This is a genomic window from Rhodococcus sp. C-2 (genome assembly GCF_027854095.1).
Lineage (GTDB): Bacteria > Actinomycetota > Actinomycetes > Mycobacteriales > Mycobacteriaceae > Rhodococcus_F > Rhodococcus_F qingshengii.
In genome coordinates, this window is record NZ_JAQGFI010000004.1 from 76,467 (window position 1) to 92,770 (window position 16,304).

The window sequence follows — 16,304 nt, forward strand, 5'->3', positions numbered from 1 at the left end:
TTTCTTCCGTTCCTGATACTTGCGGTTACGCTTATGGGGCCCCTTGTGGTGGTAGTCACAAGGGATAGGTGCATACTGGCGGGTAACTACGGTTCACGGTGGAGGTGTCCTGATGGGCAAGCAACGGGCAACGGACTACGACGTACTGATCGTCGGATCCGGGTTCGGCGGAAGCGTGAGCGCGCTTCGTCTCGTGGAGAAGGGCTACAAGGTCGGCGTCATCGAAGCCGGCCGACGGTATGCCGACGAAGATTTCGCGAAGACCAGTTGGGATCTCAAGAAGTTCCTCTGGGCTCCGAAGCTGGGGTGCTTCGGCATTCAGCGCGTGCACCTGTTGCGCGACTGCCTCATTCTCGCGGGCGCAGGCGTCGGCGGCGGGTCGTTGAACTACGCCAACACGCTGTACCAGCCGCCGGAGCCGTTCTTCCAGGACAAGCAGTGGGCGCACATCACCGACTGGCGCAGCGAGCTCACGCCGTACTACGAGCAGGCTCAGAAGATGCTCGGCGTCGTCCAGAATCCGCACATGACGCCCGCCGACGAGATCATGAAGTCCGTCGCAGATGACATGGGTGTCGGCGACACGTTCATCCAGACGCCCGTCGGCGTCTACTTCGGTGAACCTGGCAAGAAGGCGAAGGACCCGTACTTCGGCGGCGTCGGACCCGAGCGCACCGGTTGCATCGAGTGTGGCGAGTGCATGACGGGCTGCCGTCACGGAGCGAAGAACACGCTCCTCAAGAACTATCTGGGCCTTGCCGAGACAGCCGGCGCCGAGATCATTCCGATGACCACCGTGTCCGGGCTTCGTGAGGCTCGCGACGGTTCGTGGGACGTGTTCACCGAGCGAACCGGTGCATTCGGACGAAAGAACCGCCGCACCTACACGGCTGCGAACGTCATTCTCGCGGCCGGAACGTGGGGCACTCAGCATCTGCTCTTCGACATGAAGGACACCGGAGCGCTGCCCAAGCTCTCCGACAAGCTCGGCGAGCTGACTCGAACGAACTCCGAATCCATTGTCGGCGCAGGCAAGTACAAGGTCGATCCCGCACTCGACCTGACCCGCGGAGTGGCGATCACCTCGTCGTTCCACCCGAGCAGCGACACCCACATCGAGCCGGTCCGCTACGGCAAGGGATCGAACGCGATGGGCCTGTTGCAGACCTTGATGACGGACGGCGGCGGCAAGACGCCCCGATGGATCAAGTTCCTCGGTGTGGTTGCGAAGAATCCGTACCAGATGTTGCGCATGTTGACGGTCAAGGACTGGAGTGAGCGCACGATCATCGCGTTGGTCATGCAGAACCTCGACAACTCCATCACCACGTACACGAAGAAGGGCCTGTTCGGTCGACGCAAGGTCACCAGCAAGCAGGGCCACGGTCAGCCGAACCCGACGTGGATCCCGGAGGGCAACGAGGCGACGCGTCGAGTTGCCGAGAAGATCGACGGCGTCGCGGGCGGCACGTGGGGCGAGATCTTCAACGTTCCACTGACGGCGCACTTCCTCGGCGGTTGCGCTATCGCGTCGGATTCCGATCACGGCGTCATCGATCCGTACCACCGCGTGTACGGCTACCCGACGCTCAGCGTCGTCGACGGCGCAGCGGTCTCGGCCAACCTCGGTGTGAATCCGTCGCTGACCATTGCCGCTCAGGCCGAGCGCTCGGCCTCGCTGTGGCCGAACAAGGGGGAGACCGATCTGCGTCCCGCCCAGGGCAGCGGCTACGAGCGTTTGGCTCCGATTGCACCCAAGTCGCCTGTGGTGCCGGCGTCGGCCCCGGCCGCGCTGGTCCTGCCGATCGTGAAGATCACCGGCGGCAAGACAGCTACCGCTGTTCCGGCGGAGCCGGCAGCCGGATAGTTCGCCGCGAACGAAGATGGGGCGTGTCGTCGAGGATTCGACGACACGCCCCATCTCTGTTTCAGATTGTCAGCCTCCTAGCGACCCGAACAGAGTGCCGAGGTCGAGGCTGCCGGTCCCGCCTCCGGGCCCGCCGTCCGTATCGCCGGGGACGGTCAGGGTCTGCGGCGCGGATGCGGAGGCCGTGTAGCCCGAAGCGCCCACGAATTCGGCGGTGACACTGTAGGTCCCGGAGTTGTAGAACGTCGCCGGTACCGTTGCGACACCGTTGACCACGTCGACCGGTCCACCGATGAGGGTGTCACCGACCTTGAACTGGACCTTGCCCGTGGCGCCGGACGGATCGACCGTTGCCTTGAGCGTCACCGGGGTGTTCTTCTGAACAGTTCCGACAGCGTCGAGAACCGTGGTCGTCTCGACGTCAGCCGGAGCCGGCGTCGTCACACTGACCGGGAATGCCGGGGCAGCGGACGGGGCGAATCCTGGTGAGCCCGTGAACTTCGCGACAACCTTGTGCGTTCCGGTCGAGGTGAAGGTGTACGGAGCGACGGCAACTCCGTCGGTTCCGACCGGAGCACTGACCGTTTCGGCGCCGTCGACGATGAAATCGACGGTGCCGCCGGTACCCTGCGGATCGACCTTGGCAGTCAGGTTGACGTCCTGTCCGACCTTCGCGGTCGACGGCGACACCGTGGCGGTAGTGGTCACGGCGTCCGGCGGTGCATCGGTCGTGACGGTCACGATCTTGGCCGACGCCGACGTCGACGCCAGGAACCCGGGGGCTCCGCTGTAGCTCGCGGTGATGGAGTGCGGTCCGTCCTCGGTGAAGGTCGGGGAGATGCTGGCCGACCCTCCGGTTACCGGCACGGCGTCCTCGAGTGGGTTGTCGCCGTCGAAGAACTGGACGGTTCCACCGTTTGCGCCGCCGCTCACGTTGGCTGACAGGGTGACGGGAGTTCCGTTCTTGGCGTTGGCCGGTCCGACGACTGTGGTGGTGGTTGCCTTGTCCGCCTCGATGATCCGCGTCGTGGCGAGGGGGCCTGCGCCGCTGTTGAGCGGACCGTTCTCGGCGTCACGCGGGGTGCATCGCGTGGGTGCCCAGGCGGTGATGACCAGGGTGGCCTTGGGGAGGAACGTGAGGAAGTTGCGATCGTTGTTCCACGCTCCCGCGCTGCCGCCGGTGCGTACCTTCATCGCGACGTCCCCTGAATCGCCGGCCTTGAGAACTGCCTTGACCTGGGGGAGCTGGAACTGCGTGTAGCCGTCGGCATTGTTGGAACCGTCGACGTTCTTGCCGGTCGCCTTGACGACGATGCCGCCCTCGGAGTTGATGCTCGAGCTGGGGCTGTTTCCGATGACCTGGTTGTTTCCGGAGAGGCGCAGAATCGTTCCGTTGGGATCGACGTTGCCGTTCTCGTTGACGCGCAGGATGTTCGGCGCGACACCGCTGAGCCCCGCCGAAGTGCCGGGGACGATGGTGGCTTCCACCAGGGTGGCGTTCGCAGGAACGTCGACGTCGACCTTGATGCGGGAGACGTTCTGGACGGTCGCCCCCGAAGCGGAGCCGGGAAAGGCGATGGGGCCGGGTTGGATGGTGACCTCGAAGGTTTCACCGGCGCCGATGGATTCCGGTGCGTCGACGATGACCGAGCCGGACTGTGACTGCGTGGTCGGACCGGCGACAGCGGACGGGGTTGCCAGGCAACTCGTGCCGAAGGTTGTTGTCACGGGGGCCGCTGATGCGGGGATTCCCGCGAGGATGACGCCACTGGCGAGTGCCGTGGCGGCGATCGGCGCCGCGATGCGACGTCTGGAGTACACGAACATGGATTCTCCTGAGCTGGGTACGGGAGTGGTGTCCAAAGCTGATGTGGGGGACTAGCTTCCGAAGAGCGGGATGAGGCCGCTGAGCGAACCGGTGTCCACGCTTCCGGTGCCGCCGCCGTCGGTCGGTGCGGTGCCGACCTGCACGACGGTCGGGCCGGAGACGGAGTTCTTCCAACCGGCGTCGCCGACGAAGTTGGCAGTGAGGCCGAACGTTCCCTCGTCGTCGAAGGTGTGCGTGAGTGTCGCGACGCCGTTGACGACGGCAACGGGTGCGCCGATGGGCGTCGTGCCGGACTTGAACTGGATCATTCCGTTTGCTGTTCCGGGTGCGACGGTGGCCTTGAGCTGCAATGCCTTTCCGACCTGAGCCGAGCCGCTGACGGTCAGAGACGTCGTGGTGTCGGCGCGCGCGGGTTCGGGATCGGTCACGTTCACCGTGAACGACGTGGACGTGGAGCCGATGAATCCGGTTCCGCCGGAGAACTCTGCCGTCACGGCTGCAGCGCCCGCTGATGCGAAGGTGTGCGGGAGGATCGCGACGCCGTCACCCGTGCCGACCGGTGCGGTACCGACCTCGGCGCCGTCGACCTTGAACGTCACGGTTCCGCTGCTCGGGATGGGGGAGACGGTGGCCGAGAGGTTGGTCGGTTCACCGACAACAGCGGTGAGTGGTTCGACAACTGTGGTCGTGGTTCCCCAGTCGGGATCGCTGACGTCGAGTTGGGTTGCGGTGGAGACGGAATCGCCGTAACCGGCCTCGCCGGTGAACACTGCGGTGAAGCTGTGGGTGCCCGAAGCGTCGTAGCTGCGGGTCAGGGAAGCCGTCCCGTTGACTACAGCCACCGGTGCGCCGAGGTTGGTCTCGCCGTCTTTGAACTGCACCGTGCCCACGGCGTTTGCCGGTGTGACGACAGCGCTCACGGTGATGCTGTCACCTACCAGCGCGGCGTTCGGGGCCGAGATCGTGGTGGTGGTGTCCGCGGAGACGTCGACGGTCTGGACTCCGGAGGTCGAGCTGTGGAATCCCGGACCGGCGGTGTACGCGGCGGTGATGTCGTGGGCGCCGACGCTGTCGAAAGTGTGGGAGAGGGTGGCGCTACCGCCCGAAACCGGGACCGGTGAGCCGATGTCGTTGCCGCCGTCCTTGAACTGGACGGTGCCGCTCGCGTCGGACGGCGCAACTGTCGCGGTCAGGTCGACCGGCGTGCCGACCTTCGCCGTTGCCGGTGCAACCAGTGTGGTTCCGGTGGCGACAGACGGGTCGACTACCTGGACGTTGACGTTGATCGGGTTGAGACCCTGCTGTGTGCTGAAGGCGTTGACGTCGAAGAGCATGCCGCTGTCGTACGTCCCGAATGCTGTGCCGACGGGGACCGTGTAGGTCGCTTCCAGCGTGACGGGTTGGTTCTTCTTGACGACGAATCCACCGACCAGGAAGGTGCAGCCGCTCGAGCACTTCGCGGAGACTCCGCCATCTGATTCGTTGCTGATCGTGGCCCGGTTGGTCACCCCCAGGTAGGTGGCCTTGGCGCTGCCCGGCACGAGGACGAATCCTGCGGGCGGGATGTCACGGATCTTTGCGATCGACCGTTCGATGCCGCTTTCGTTGTGCTTGATCTCGGTCTTGTACGTGACGGTGTCGCCTGGGTGAACTGCCGCGTTCCCGATGACACTCTTCGTGAAGATCAGGTTGTCGGTCGTGCCGGTGAAAGTGGTCGGCGGGGCTTCGTCAGCAGTGGCCGGCGTGCCGAGGACTAGAAGTCCGGCGGCAGCCGTCACAGCTGCGACAGGTATGGCGAGTCGTCGTATGAATCGACGCACAGGTCCTCCTCGAGGTGAGCGCCGTTCGGCGGCGCCGGCCGTTTGCGATCGTGATCCTGATCACTTGACGGGCGAGATTACCTTTACTGGACGTTTGGTTCAGGCGAATCGGTCAAACGTCCAGAAAATTCACCCTTCGTCCATTTCGGGCTCTGGCCTGCGATGATGCTGCTGAATTGATTGCCGAAGCTAAGGTGCGGGGGATTGGGGTGCCGTTGACCTGGACGGTGGTCTAGATCCGCGCGAGGTCGCCGCGCAGTTCTGAGGGGCGGCCTTTGTAGTGACGTACCTCGCGCTCGCTCGGTCGAGTAGCGGGCTGAGTCCATGCATGCGCAGAAGCGCTGGCTGCGGCGATTAGACTGCACCTGTGGCAGATATCGAGCAGCAGAGACCAGTTCTTGTCGTCGACTTCGGGGCGCAGTACGCGCAGTTGATCGCACGGCGAGTTCGCGAAGCCAAGGTCTACTCGGAGGTGATTCCGCACACCACGACCGTCGAGGAGATCGTGGCCAAGAACCCCTTGGCTGTTGTGCTCTCGGGTGGGCCCTCGAGTGTCTACGCAGACGGTGCTCCCAAGCTTGATCCCGCACTGTTCGATCACGACATTCCGGTCTTCGGAATCTGCTACGGATTCCAGGCGATGGCAGGCGCCCTGGGCGGCACCGTCGCCGAGACCGGTACCCGCGAATACGGCCGTACCGACATCGCGGTATCCGGCGGATTGCTCCACGACGGTCTTCCCTCGACGCAGCCGGTATGGATGAGCCACGGTGACGCCGTCACCGAAGCGCCTTCCGGCTTCGAGGTGACCGCGACCAGCGACGGTGCTCCCGTCGCGGCGTTCGAGGACCGCGCCCGCAAGCTCGCCGGTGTGCAGTACCACCCTGAGGTTCTGCATTCCCCGCACGGTCAGCAGGTCCTGAGCCGCTTCCTGCACGAGATTGCCGGTATTCCGGCAGCGTGGACGGCGTCGAACATCGCCGATGCGCTGATCGAGCAGGTTCGCGAGCAGGTCGGAGACGGACACGCCATCTGCGGTCTGTCCGGTGGCGTCGACTCCGCTGTCGCTGCGGCTTTGGTTCAGCGCGCAATCGGCGACCGGTTGACATGCGTCTTCGTCGATCACGGTTTGATGCGAGCCGGTGAGCGCACGCAGGTCGAGCAGGATTTTGTCGCGGCAACCGGCGCTCGTCTGATTACCGTGGATGCCGCGGACACCTTCATCGGTGAGCTGGCCGGCGTCACCGATCCCGAGACCAAGCGCAAGATCATCGGCCGCGAGTTCATTCGCAGCTTCGAAGGCGCAGTCAGTGATGTTCTGGGCGAGAACGCATCTCATGGTGCGACCGTCGACTTCCTCGTCCAGGGCACGCTCTACCCGGACGTCGTGGAGTCGGGCGGCGGCACGGGAACTGCAAACATCAAGAGCCACCACAATGTCGGCGGGCTGCCGGAAGACCTGCAGTTCAAGTTGGTCGAACCGTTGCGTCTGCTGTTCAAGGACGAGGTCCGTGCAGTGGGCCGCGAACTCGGCCTGCCGGAAGAGATCGTCGGACGCCAGCCGTTCCCCGGTCCCGGACTCGGTATCCGCATCATCGGTGAGGTCACCCGCGATCGCCTCGAGATCTTGCGTCAGGCAGATTCCATTGCGCGCGAAGAGCTTACGTCTGCAGGATTGGACGGAACCATCTGGCAGTGCCCGGTCGTTCTCCTTGCCGACGTCCGAAGCGTGGGCGTGCAGGGTGACGGCCGGACGTACGGTCATCCGATCGTGCTGCGTCCGGTCTCGAGTGAAGACGCGATGACCGCGGACTGGACGCGTCTGCCGTACGAGACCCTCGAGCGCATCTCGACTCGAATCACCAACGAGGTTGCGGACGTGAACCGCGTAGTCCTCGACGTGACGAGCAAGCCGCCGGGAACTATCGAGTGGGAGTAAAAACAACTGTGCGCCTTTATTAACCCCCCCGCGGTTAATAAAGGCGCACAGCAGTTTTACTTCCGGTTGCGCCGATTCGGCAGAATCACCAGCAGTAGTCCTGCCACGACGGCGGCACCGACGAACAGCCAACGGAATTGAATGTTCGCTGCCGGCGCCAGAGAGAACGGCCCGACCAACGCCCACACGCTGACCAGTAGTGCGGCCAGTCCGGCGATCAGCAGAAGTGCCGAGGGGCGCTTGGATTCTCGGGTCTCGTCGTGCTCTGTGGTCTCGTCGTAGTCGCTCATGATTGCGTCACCTTCAGACTGCCGAACGTAGCTTTGGCGTTGATGGTCAGTGTGGGCGAATCCGGTGTCACATCACGGCCCGGGTGTATTCCGCCGTCGAGGCAACCGGATCCGTCCCCCATGACGACGGTGCAGCTGTTCTTGACGTTGACGGTTGGTGGCACCATGACGACGAACTCACCGAACGACGCCGCGACGTCGATGGTCTTGTCCTCGGTGAACTTGACCCCGTTGAGGTCGAGAGTGAAGCTTCCGAAGGCTCCCGAGTACGACGGCTCCAACTCGGAAGCGGTTGCCGGAGTCCATCTTTGCTCACCCGAGGCGTCGAAATCGATCGGGTAGACCAACGAGGCGAGAAGCACGAAACCCACGAGCGGTCCGGTGACGACCAGCAGGCCGTACCCCTTGCGGAAGAATGCCCCGAGGATCAGGCCGAGCGCGATGACGGCGAGTCCGACAGCACCGACTCGGCCGGGAGTGAACCACTCGTTGCCGGTTGCCGCGCCCGCTGCCCCGGTGACGGCGGCGACGATGATCGCGAGTCCGAGCACTGTCAGCGTCCATCGCGAGCGACGCTTACGTGGTGGCAAAGGCAGCAGCGGCGTGGCTTTGACTGCCGGGTCCGGGAGATCCCAGGCGAACGGAGCGACGCCGAGCGGATCCCAGGAGGGCGGTGTGATGGCGGCCTCGCCGATCACCTCGGTCGGATTGGCGGCGGCTGAAGCGCTCGGGTCCTTCGACAGGTTGATCGTCGGATGATCGGCCTGAGATTGCGGTGACTGTTCGGCCGGCCGTTCCTCGGGCACGTAGCTGTCGGGGAGTTTTGTGTACGGCGTGTACACGGGCGGCTGATTGGGTGCGAAGTATCCGGGAGTGAACGGCCCGGGCGTGAATCCCGTGCCTGGATACGCGGTACCCGCGCCGACGTACGGTGACGTGCTCTGTGGCAGTGCAGGCGGGACCGGCGCTCGTTGGTAGAGCAGCCACAGGCCTCCGACCATCAGAATCAGCCCGATCAGACCGGAACCACCCAGGCCGACGCCGACAGGCCCGACGGTCGTAGCCGCGATGGCGAGAGCCACCAACAAGACGATGGTCTTGGTACTGGAATCGGAGCTGTGTCCGCGGCCCATCAACGACTGTGCGGGGGACGATCCGTCACCGGCGCGGGCGAGCACCAACCACCCGGCGAGGTAGAGAAGGATGCCTGAGCCGCCGAAAATAGTGGAGGCCACAAACGCGACACGTACCAGAATGGGGTCGATGCCGTACCGGTATCCGATTCCGGCGCATACCCCGGCCACGTGACCTTGTGCCGGCAGACGCACGGGGCGGGTCCGCCACAGATCCTGGATCTGTTCTTGGAAAGTCGGATTGTTCATGAATCAATCCTGGCTTCCGGGGCGGCCTCCGCGCATCAGGGCCAACCCTGATCTTTGTGACGATCGGGGCCAGGGGCGCCGCCCTGATTCAGGGTTGGACCCTGATGTGACTGCGAGTGGTTCGTGCCAGTATCGACTATGTGCAATATCTGTCAGATCCGCCGTTCGTGAGCGGTCCCGCTCCCGGGTTCACGGGAGGCCCGCCCGTCAACGGGGTACCGGTGCATGCCGTACCCATGAAGAAGGGTGTGCCCATTCCGGGCGGTGTTCCATTGCGAAAGCTGGAGCGGCGCTCCGGCGGTCGCATCGTCGCCGGTGTTGCAGGCGGTATCGCCGATCATCTCGGGATCGACGTCCTGAAGGTTCGAGTCGCCTTCGCGATTCTGGCGGCGATGGCCGGATCCGGCATCGTGATTTACGGCGCCCTCTGGATCTTCACCTCAGCCGGCACGGACACCCAGAAGCCGTCCGCGGCCGAGCGGCAGCGGGCGTACGGATTGATCGCACTCGGATTGGGCGGCGCAGCCGCGTTGTCCTGGCTGTTCAGCGGCACGGCGGGTTCGGTGCTCGCACCGTTCTTCGTCGTCGCGATCGGTGCAGCTTTGGTGTGGCGCGAGTTCGACTCCGACGGTCCCCGGACCGTCATCGGCTTGCCGCAGCGGCCTACCGTTCTCACGTGGGCGCGGGTGGTCGGGGGAGCGACCTTGATCATCTTGGGTCTCGGCGTCGTCGTCCTCGCTCAGGTCGACCTCGAAGCACTGCGCTCGTCCCTGCTGGCCGTGGTGGTGACGCTGATCGGTGTCGGTTTGTTGACGGTGCCGCTGTGGCTGCGGATGTGGCGGGCTCTCGGCGCCGAGCGTGCGGCCCGAATTCGCAACGACGAACGTGAAGAGATCGCCTCGCATCTGCACGACTCCGTACTTCAGACGTTGGCGCTGATTCAGAAGCAGTCCGACAATCCGCAAGAGGTGGCGCGCCTGGCCCGTGGTCAGGAACGCGAGCTGCGCAAGTGGTTGTTCAGCGGCGGGGATATCGACCACACGAGCCTGACCGAAGGTCTGAAGATCATCGCCGGTGAAGTGGAGGACCAGCATGGCGTCACGGTCCGCCCCGTCACGGTCGGCGACGTGCAACTCGAAGGCGAAGGCGTCGAGAACGGTCTGCCCAAGGAAGCGTTCACCGCGCTCCTCGGTGCGACGCGTGAAGCTCTGGTCAACTCGGCAAAGCACTCGGGGGAGAAGGAAATCAATCTTTTCGCCGAGGTCGAGGGCGACCAGGTCAGTGTGTTCGTTCGTGATCGCGGAGTTGGATTCGACGTCAATGCGGTGCCGGAGGACCGTCAGGGTTTGGCCAAGTCGATTCGTGGTCGCATCGAGCGACGGGGTGGCCGCGTCGTGGTTCGATCCGACATCGGAAAGGGCACCGAGATCCGCGTGCACATGCCGCTCGGTGACTCTGCTCTAAAGTGGGACCAGACTGCTGACCGTGTCGACAACCCCGAGGAACAGCCCCAGTGACTTCGCTTGCGCCGCCCCCGTACCGCGTATTTCTTGTCGACGATCATGCAGTGTTCCGCTCCGGGGTGAGGGCGGAACTCTCGCGCGAGGCAGACATGGACGTAGTCGGTGAAGCCGGTGGCGTCGCTGAGGCGATCGCGGGTATCAACTCGACGAAACCGCATGTCGTTCTGCTCGATGTCCACATGCCTGACGGTGGTGGAGTGGCAGTTCTGCGCGGAATCGATTCCGGCCCGGTGTGCTTGGCGCTCAGCGTTTCCGATGCGGCCGAGGACGTGATCGCGGTGATCCGCGGCGGCGCGCGCGGGTATGTGACCAAGACGATCTCGGGATCAGAACTGGCCGAGGGTGTACGACGCGTTGCCGGTGGTGACGCAGTGTTCGGGCCTCGCCTGGCAGGCTTCGTACTGGACTCCTTCACCGGGCGTTCCAATGCACCCGAGCCGCAACTCGATCCGGAACTCGACTCGCTGACTCCGCGAGAACTCGAAGTGCTCAGATTGCTGGCACGTGGGTACACCTACCGTGAAATCGCCGAGGACCTGGTGATTTCCGTGAAGACGGTCGAGACTCACGCATCGAACGTCCTGCGAAAGACTCAGCAGTCCAATCGCAATGCGTTGACGCGTTGGGCACATCGCCGCCAGATCGACTGAATTCCCGCGCGCTCTTTCGCGATTGCGTGTGAAGGCGCACCATGGACCGATGACGGAACCACTGGCGCTCGCGTCGAAGCGTGGGCGTTGGGTTGTCGCCGCCACCGTTCTCGGCTCGAGCATGGCTCTCCTCGACGGCACTGTCGTCAACATTGCTCTTCCTCACATCGGTGAAGAACTGGGTTCCGGTGTCGCCGGACTGCAGTGGACGCTCAGCGGTTACACCTTGGCCTTGGCGTCGCTGATTCTGCTCGGGGGAGCGCTCGGTGATCGTTGGGGTCGGCGACGGGTATTCGTGTGGGGGACGGTCTGGTTCGCGGTCGCGTCGTTGCTCTGCGGAATTGCACCGGACATCACGTTTCTGGTGATTGCACGAATCCTGCAGGGAGTGGGAGCTGCGCTCTTGACACCTGGCAGCCTTGCCATCATCTCCGCGTCACTTCGTGAGGAGGACCGCGGCGCGGCAATCGGATTGTGGTCGGGTTTAGGTGGTGTTGCCGGCGCCATCGGACCGCTTTTCGGTGGTTGGCTGGTGGAAGTGGCGGGATGGCGATCGGTATTCCTGCTCAATATCCCGCTGGCGATCGTCGTGGTGTGGGCAGCGGTGCGCCATGTACCGGAGAGCCGCGACCCGCATCCGCCCGAGCACCTGGACGTGGTCGGATCTGCCTGCGCAGTAGTCGGTCTCGGCGCACTGACGTACGGGCTGATCGAGGTCAACCCGATAGTCGGGCTGATCGGAGTGATCGCGCTCTGCCTGTTCGTTGTGGTGGAACGACGCTCACCGAGTGCCCTTGTGCCGCCGTCCCTGTTCCGTTCGCGGATGTTCGTCGCGGCCAATCTGGTGACCCTTGCGGTCTATGCGGCGCTGGGCGGTGTGTTCTTCCTGCTCGTGCTGCAACTGCAATTGGTTGCCGGGTACTCGCCGGTGGCTGCCGGCGTCGCAACGGTACCGATCACCGTGGCATTGCTGCTGTTGTCTTCGCGCGCGGGCAGTTACGCGCAGACGCATGGACCGCGATTGCCGATGACGGTCGGGCCCGCCGTTGCCGCGGTGGGGTTGGTGTTGATGACGCGGATCGGCCCGGATGCGTCGTACCTGACCGTCGTGCTGCCGGGAGTTCTGGTGTTCGGGCTCGGCCTGGCGGTGATGGTCGCGCCGTTGACCGCCGCGGTGCTTGGTTCGGTACCGGTGGAGCAGTCCGGAATCGCATCCGGTGTGAACAATGCCGTTGCTCGCACGAGCCAACTTCTTGCCGTCGCGGCCTTGCCTGCCCTCGTGGGTATCGACGCCGAAAGTCTGGTCGATCCGACGAGTTTCTCCGACGGGTTCCGGTACGCGATGTACATCTGTGTGGCACTGCTGTTGGTCGGTGCAGCGATCGCCGCGACGCTGATCCGAACTCCGACAGTAGAGCCTGTTCAGGAAGCGGATTCGGTTGCCTGCAAGCCGCATTGTGATCTGACGGGACCTGCAGTGCAACCGAATCCGATGAGGGACTAGACGCTGATGTCGCGATCGCGGCTGGGCACCAAGGGAATTGCTGCGGCGGGAAATGCCGCGACTATCGCGAAGGCGAGCGGGTAGCCGACCGCGCCGATCAGCGCACCGACCACCGGGCCCACTGCTGACGCGGCAACGAACTGCCCGGTGTTCTGTGCGCCCAATGCTTTTCCTTGCCATTTCGGCCCGGCAGCTTCGGCGACGGAAGTGAATGCCAAACCGTTGTCGGCGACGCTGATAGTGGTTGCCAGCAGCAGGATCAAGGCGGGAACGCCCCAAGGCGCTGCGCCGGCTGCCGCCATTGCCAACATGACCGCAGACGCGGAGACGGCAACCAACCGCAGCGGGCCTACTCTGCTTCCGGCGCGATCACTCCAGATGCCGACAACGATGCGTCCGAGTGCACCCACGAACTGGGAGATCCCGATCAGGAGCCCAGCGGGCGCAGCGTCCCATCCTTGCTCGCTGATCAGCCAGACCATACCGAATGTCGAGAGGGTGAACTGCGGAAACACCAGCAGTGCCGAGACGACGTGAATGCGCCACAGGAACCAGTTCGAGCGATAAGGATTTACCGTTTCGACCGGGATGTCTGTGGGCTGTGCCGCCGGCCGCGGGGGATTGATCAATGCGACGGCGCAGATCAGGGCGAGAACGCCGTTGAGAGCTACCGACAGTCCGACGGCCGAACCGATTCCTACGTTCGCAGCGAGAGTCGGGATGGTCAGCGACGCGATGGTCACGCCCAGGGGCTGTGACATCTGCCGGATTCCCATCGCGAGGCCGCGCCGATCCTTGGGAAACCAGCCGACCACAACACGTCCACTGGCAGCGTTGGTGCTCGCCGCAGCCATTCCGCCCAGCAGAAATGCGATCCCGAGGAGGGTGTAGTTGTCGGTGGTGGTCGCGGCCAGCGCGGCGATCGCCGTCAGGCCGAGCCCGATGGAGATGACCCATTTCTCGCCGAATCTGTCAGCCATGGCTCCCCACGCCACCAGCGTGAGAACCATGCCGAAAGTGGGTGCAGCGGCCAGAGTTCCGGCCTGCGTCAACGAGAGGCCGTGTTCGGAATGCAGCAGCGGGATCAAGAAGGCGGGGGTGCTGACGAAGACGGTGCCTGCGGCCTGGGCTGCGACGCCGATTCCGAGCATCGTCCACGCCTTCGGGGAGACGGCCGTCTTTTCCAGCCGCGACGCCTGCGTCATGGTGCCCTCCGATCTCTACGCTGTTCGACGATGCCGACGCTACTCGCGTGGTTTCACATGTTGAAACCAGAATCCCACTATTTGGTCAAACGCGGACGGTTCAGGGTGCGAAGTGCCCACCCCTTTTCGAGCGAACGGTACGACGATCGCCTTGGGTGCGCCGAAAGGTACGTTCGCTCGGGGAGAGGGTCAGCGATTGGGCAGGCGAACCGTGAAGACCGTGCGCCCGTCCACCTGGTCGACGCCGATGGTGCCGCCGTGCAAGTGCACGTTCTCGACGGCGAGCGAGAGTCCGAGTCCGCTGCCCTCGCTGCGTCCGCGCGCGGTGTCGACCTTGTAGAACCGCCGAAAGATTGCCTGCCGGTCTTCGGGTGAGATGCCAGGGCCGTGGTCGACGACGGTGATGACGGAGAACCCGGATTCGACGCTCAACTCGACGCGAACCGGGGGCGCTCCGTGGCGCAGTGCATTGCCGACGAGGTTGGCGACGACAATGTCGATCCGACGCGAATCGACTCTGGCGCTGACACTTTCGGGTGCGCGCAGTTCGACGGTATCTGTCCATCCGCGGCTCTCGAGTGTGCGCTCGGTCAATTCGACGAGGTCGACGTCGTCGAGGACGAGGTGCGCTTGCTGAGAGTCGTGGCGAGACATTTCGATGAGGTCTTCGACAAGTCGAGTGAGCTTGCCGATCTCACTGCTCACGATGCGCGCGGCAGCGGCGGCGTCGGGCGGAAGATTGGGGATCTCTTCACGGAGGATCTCACTGACCGGCACCAGTGCTGCGAGCGGCGTCCGGAGCTCGTGGGAGACGTCTGCGACAAACCTTCTCGACTGCTCTTCCGATTCTTCCAGACCTCGGATGACCGCTTCGTTGCGAGCGACCATGTTGTTGAACGTTGTTGTGACCTGGGCGAGTTCGGCTACTCCGTCTTCGGGGAGTCGGACGCTGAGGTCGCCGTCGGCAGCACGGGCGGCCGCCTTGTCCAGGCGTTTGAGCGGACGGACAAGCGTCGACGCGATCCACAGCCCGAGTAGTCCGCTCACCAACACACCGGCGGCGAGGGTGAGGCCGACAGCTCGAAGCAGGTCGTCGAACTTGTCCTGCACTCCTACCAGCGGCCGGATGGTGACGGCTTTGACCAATGTCTCGTTGTCGTAGCTGTCGTCCGCGCTCATGTCCACGACATTGACGGACATTCCCAACATGATGCGCTGGGAGTCGAGCCTCTCGAAACGGATCAGCTTCGGACTGTCCAAACCTTCGTCGAAGCTGGGCGGAATGGTCGCCGCATCCACGGATCCTTGACGGATGACTTCGCCGTCGACGATCAGCGTCATGTCGGACTGGAAGATCTGTTGGAGGTTGGCAGGCGTCAACTCCTCTACCGGTGTTCCGTTGACGTATTGCAGTTCGTCGCGAAATTGTGCGGTCGCGACATCCTGAGCGTTGGAATAGATCCACGACCGCGCCATGAACGAGACGACACCCGCGGTTGCCCCGGCGATGATCACGACGATTGCGATGAACACGAGCACGAGCCTGGTTCGCAGACCGTCGACCTGAAGCCAGGTCGGTCTCATCGGGCTGGGCTGGTGTTGAAGCGATACCCGAACCCGCGCACCGTTTCGATGACGGTCGGTGCGGCCGGGTCGTCCTCGATCTTTCCGCGCAGCCGCTGCACTGCTGCATCGACGATTCTGGAATCACCCAGATACTCCTGGTCCCAGGCTGCGGACAACAACTGTCGGCGGCTCAGGACCTGTCCGGGGTTCTCGGTCAGCGCCAGGATCAGTCGGAGTTCGGTCGGGGTGAGGGTCAGCAGCATCCCGGCCTTGCGGACCTGCAGCGACGACCGATCCAATTCCAGGTCGCCGAACGTCTCTGCACCCGGCGTCGCATCCGGGCGCGTCGTTGCCGGTGCCGAGCGCCGCACGACGGCTTTGATACGAGCGTCGAGGACGCGCGGACTGGCCGGTTTGACGACGTAGTCGTCGGCACCGGCTTCCAGGCCGGCGACGGTGTCGATGTCGTCGGATCGAGCGGTCAGAATGATGATCGGGATCGAACTTCGGGTGCGGATACGTCGGCAGATCTCGTAACCGTCGGCACCCGGCAGCCCGAGGTCGAGTAGGACGAGGTCCGTGGCACCCAGGGCGTCGTCGAAATCACCGTTACCGTCGGGGCGATGGCTGACGTTGTGCCCGAGTCGGTTCAGTCCCAACGTGATTGCCTCGGCCACGGCTGGATCGTCTTCTATGAAAAGTATGCTCACCATGAGCTCACCTTGGACTC

General features: G+C 64.1%; 12 protein-coding genes. 5 read left to right on the top strand and 7 right to left on the bottom strand.

Annotated elements, in window-relative coordinates; all coding sequences use genetic code 11:
• The first annotated feature begins 112 nt into the window (after positions 1 to 112).
• A complete protein-coding gene (locus tag PCS43_RS09485) occupies positions 113 to 1,867 on the top strand; it encodes a GMC oxidoreductase (protein WP_003940689.1) in 1,755 nt (584 codons plus the stop codon).
• Positions 1,868 to 1,936: 69 nt separating this feature from the next.
• Here the strand turns inward: PCS43_RS09485 and PCS43_RS09490 are convergent, their stop codons facing one another.
• Both PCS43_RS09490 and PCS43_RS09495 read right to left on the bottom strand, forming a co-directional pair.
• The gene (locus PCS43_RS09490) at positions 1,937 to 3,694 is read right to left on the bottom strand and encodes an Ig-like domain-containing protein (RefSeq protein ID WP_209908077.1); all 1,758 of its coding nucleotides are present in this window, start codon (positions 3,692 to 3,694) and stop codon (positions 1,937 to 1,939) included.
• Positions 3,695 to 3,745: 51 nt separating this feature from the next.
• Positions 3,746 to 5,515, bottom strand: a complete 1,770-nt coding sequence (locus tag PCS43_RS09495; RefSeq protein WP_047270196.1) for an Ig-like domain-containing protein — start codon at positions 5,513 to 5,515, stop codon at positions 3,746 to 3,748.
• A gap of 367 nt (positions 5,516 to 5,882) precedes the next feature.
• On the opposite strand from PCS43_RS09495, the gene guaA reads away from it, so the two are divergent.
• Entirely contained in the window at positions 5,883 to 7,454 is a 1,572-nt protein-coding gene (gene guaA / locus PCS43_RS09500) for a glutamine-hydrolyzing GMP synthase (protein WP_007727510.1), read from the top strand.
• 56 nt (positions 7,455 to 7,510) lie between these two features.
• On the opposite strand, the gene PCS43_RS09505 is transcribed toward guaA, so the two are convergent.
• Both PCS43_RS09505 and PCS43_RS09510 read right to left on the bottom strand, forming a co-directional pair.
• Positions 7,511 to 7,744: a hypothetical protein gene (locus PCS43_RS09505; protein WP_042926362.1), complete on the bottom strand. Its 234-nt coding sequence runs from the start codon at positions 7,742 to 7,744 to the stop codon at positions 7,511 to 7,513.
• Entirely contained in the window at positions 7,741 to 9,126 is a 1,386-nt protein-coding gene (locus tag PCS43_RS09510) for a PspC domain-containing protein (protein ID WP_007727507.1), read from the bottom strand. The genes PCS43_RS09505 and PCS43_RS09510 overlap by 4 nt, the downstream gene beginning before the upstream one ends.
• Before the next feature lie 236 nt (positions 9,127 to 9,362).
• Here PCS43_RS09510 and PCS43_RS09515 point away from each other — a divergent pair, with 236 nt between their 5' ends.
• From PCS43_RS09515 to PCS43_RS09525, 3 genes are read left to right on the top strand one after another with little or no spacing between them, the layout of a single operon-like run.
• The gene (locus tag PCS43_RS09515) at positions 9,363 to 10,643 is read left to right on the top strand and encodes an ATP-binding protein (protein ID WP_037125680.1); all 1,281 of its coding nucleotides are present in this window, start codon (positions 9,363 to 9,365) and stop codon (positions 10,641 to 10,643) included.
• Entirely contained in the window at positions 10,640 to 11,299 is a 660-nt protein-coding gene (locus PCS43_RS09520; protein ID WP_003940972.1) for a response regulator, read from the top strand. The genes PCS43_RS09515 and PCS43_RS09520 overlap by 4 nt, the downstream gene beginning before the upstream one ends.
• A gap of 49 nt (positions 11,300 to 11,348) precedes the next feature.
• Positions 11,349 to 12,803, top strand: a complete 1,455-nt coding sequence (locus tag PCS43_RS09525; protein ID WP_047270229.1) for an MFS transporter — start codon at positions 11,349 to 11,351, stop codon at positions 12,801 to 12,803.
• On the opposite strand, the gene PCS43_RS09530 is transcribed toward PCS43_RS09525, so the two are convergent.
• From PCS43_RS09530 to PCS43_RS09540, 3 genes are all read right to left on the bottom strand, one after another.
• Positions 12,800 to 14,008, bottom strand: a complete 1,209-nt coding sequence (locus tag PCS43_RS09530) for an MFS transporter (RefSeq protein WP_047270195.1) — start codon at positions 14,006 to 14,008, stop codon at positions 12,800 to 12,802. The two genes, PCS43_RS09525 and PCS43_RS09530, sit on opposite strands and share 4 nt — an antisense overlap.
• Before the next feature lie 189 nt (positions 14,009 to 14,197).
• Positions 14,198 to 15,592 (bottom strand): sensor histidine kinase, encoded by a 1,395-nt coding sequence (locus PCS43_RS09535; RefSeq protein WP_047270194.1) that lies wholly within the window; start codon positions 15,590 to 15,592, stop codon positions 14,198 to 14,200.
• Complete coding sequence (locus PCS43_RS09540; RefSeq protein WP_003940940.1) at positions 15,589 to 16,287, bottom strand: response regulator transcription factor; 699 nt, start codon at positions 16,285 to 16,287, stop codon at positions 15,589 to 15,591. The genes PCS43_RS09535 and PCS43_RS09540 overlap by 4 nt, the downstream gene beginning before the upstream one ends.
• Between the last annotated feature and the right edge of the window lie 17 nt (positions 16,288 to 16,304).

What these genes read in the sequence shown, in the direction of transcription:
- PCS43_RS09540 (WP_003940940.1), bottom strand. Translation starts at nt 16,287, where the DNA reads ATGGTGAGCATACTTTTCATAGAAGACGATCCAGCCGTGGCCGAGGCA.
- PCS43_RS09505 (WP_042926362.1), bottom strand. Translation starts at nt 7,744, where the DNA reads ATGAGCGACTACGACGAGACCACAGAGCACGACGAGACCCGAGAATCC.
- PCS43_RS09485 (WP_003940689.1), top strand. Translation starts at nt 113, where the DNA reads ATGGGCAAGCAACGGGCAACGGACTACGACGTACTGATCGTCGGATCC.
- PCS43_RS09515 (WP_037125680.1), top strand. Translation starts at nt 9,363, where the DNA reads ATGAAGAAGGGTGTGCCCATTCCGGGCGGTGTTCCATTGCGAAAGCTG.
- PCS43_RS09510 (WP_007727507.1), bottom strand. Translation starts at nt 9,126, where the DNA reads ATGAACAATCCGACTTTCCAAGAACAGATCCAGGATCTGTGGCGGACC.
- PCS43_RS09535 (WP_047270194.1), bottom strand. Translation starts at nt 15,592, where the DNA reads ATGAGACCGACCTGGCTTCAGGTCGACGGTCTGCGAACCAGGCTCGTG.
- PCS43_RS09525 (WP_047270229.1), top strand. Translation starts at nt 11,349, where the DNA reads ATGACGGAACCACTGGCGCTCGCGTCGAAGCGTGGGCGTTGGGTTGTC.
- PCS43_RS09490 (WP_209908077.1), bottom strand. Translation starts at nt 3,694, where the DNA reads ATGTTCGTGTACTCCAGACGTCGCATCGCGGCGCCGATCGCCGCCACG.
- PCS43_RS09530 (WP_047270195.1), bottom strand. Translation starts at nt 14,008, where the DNA reads ATGACGCAGGCGTCGCGGCTGGAAAAGACGGCCGTCTCCCCGAAGGCG.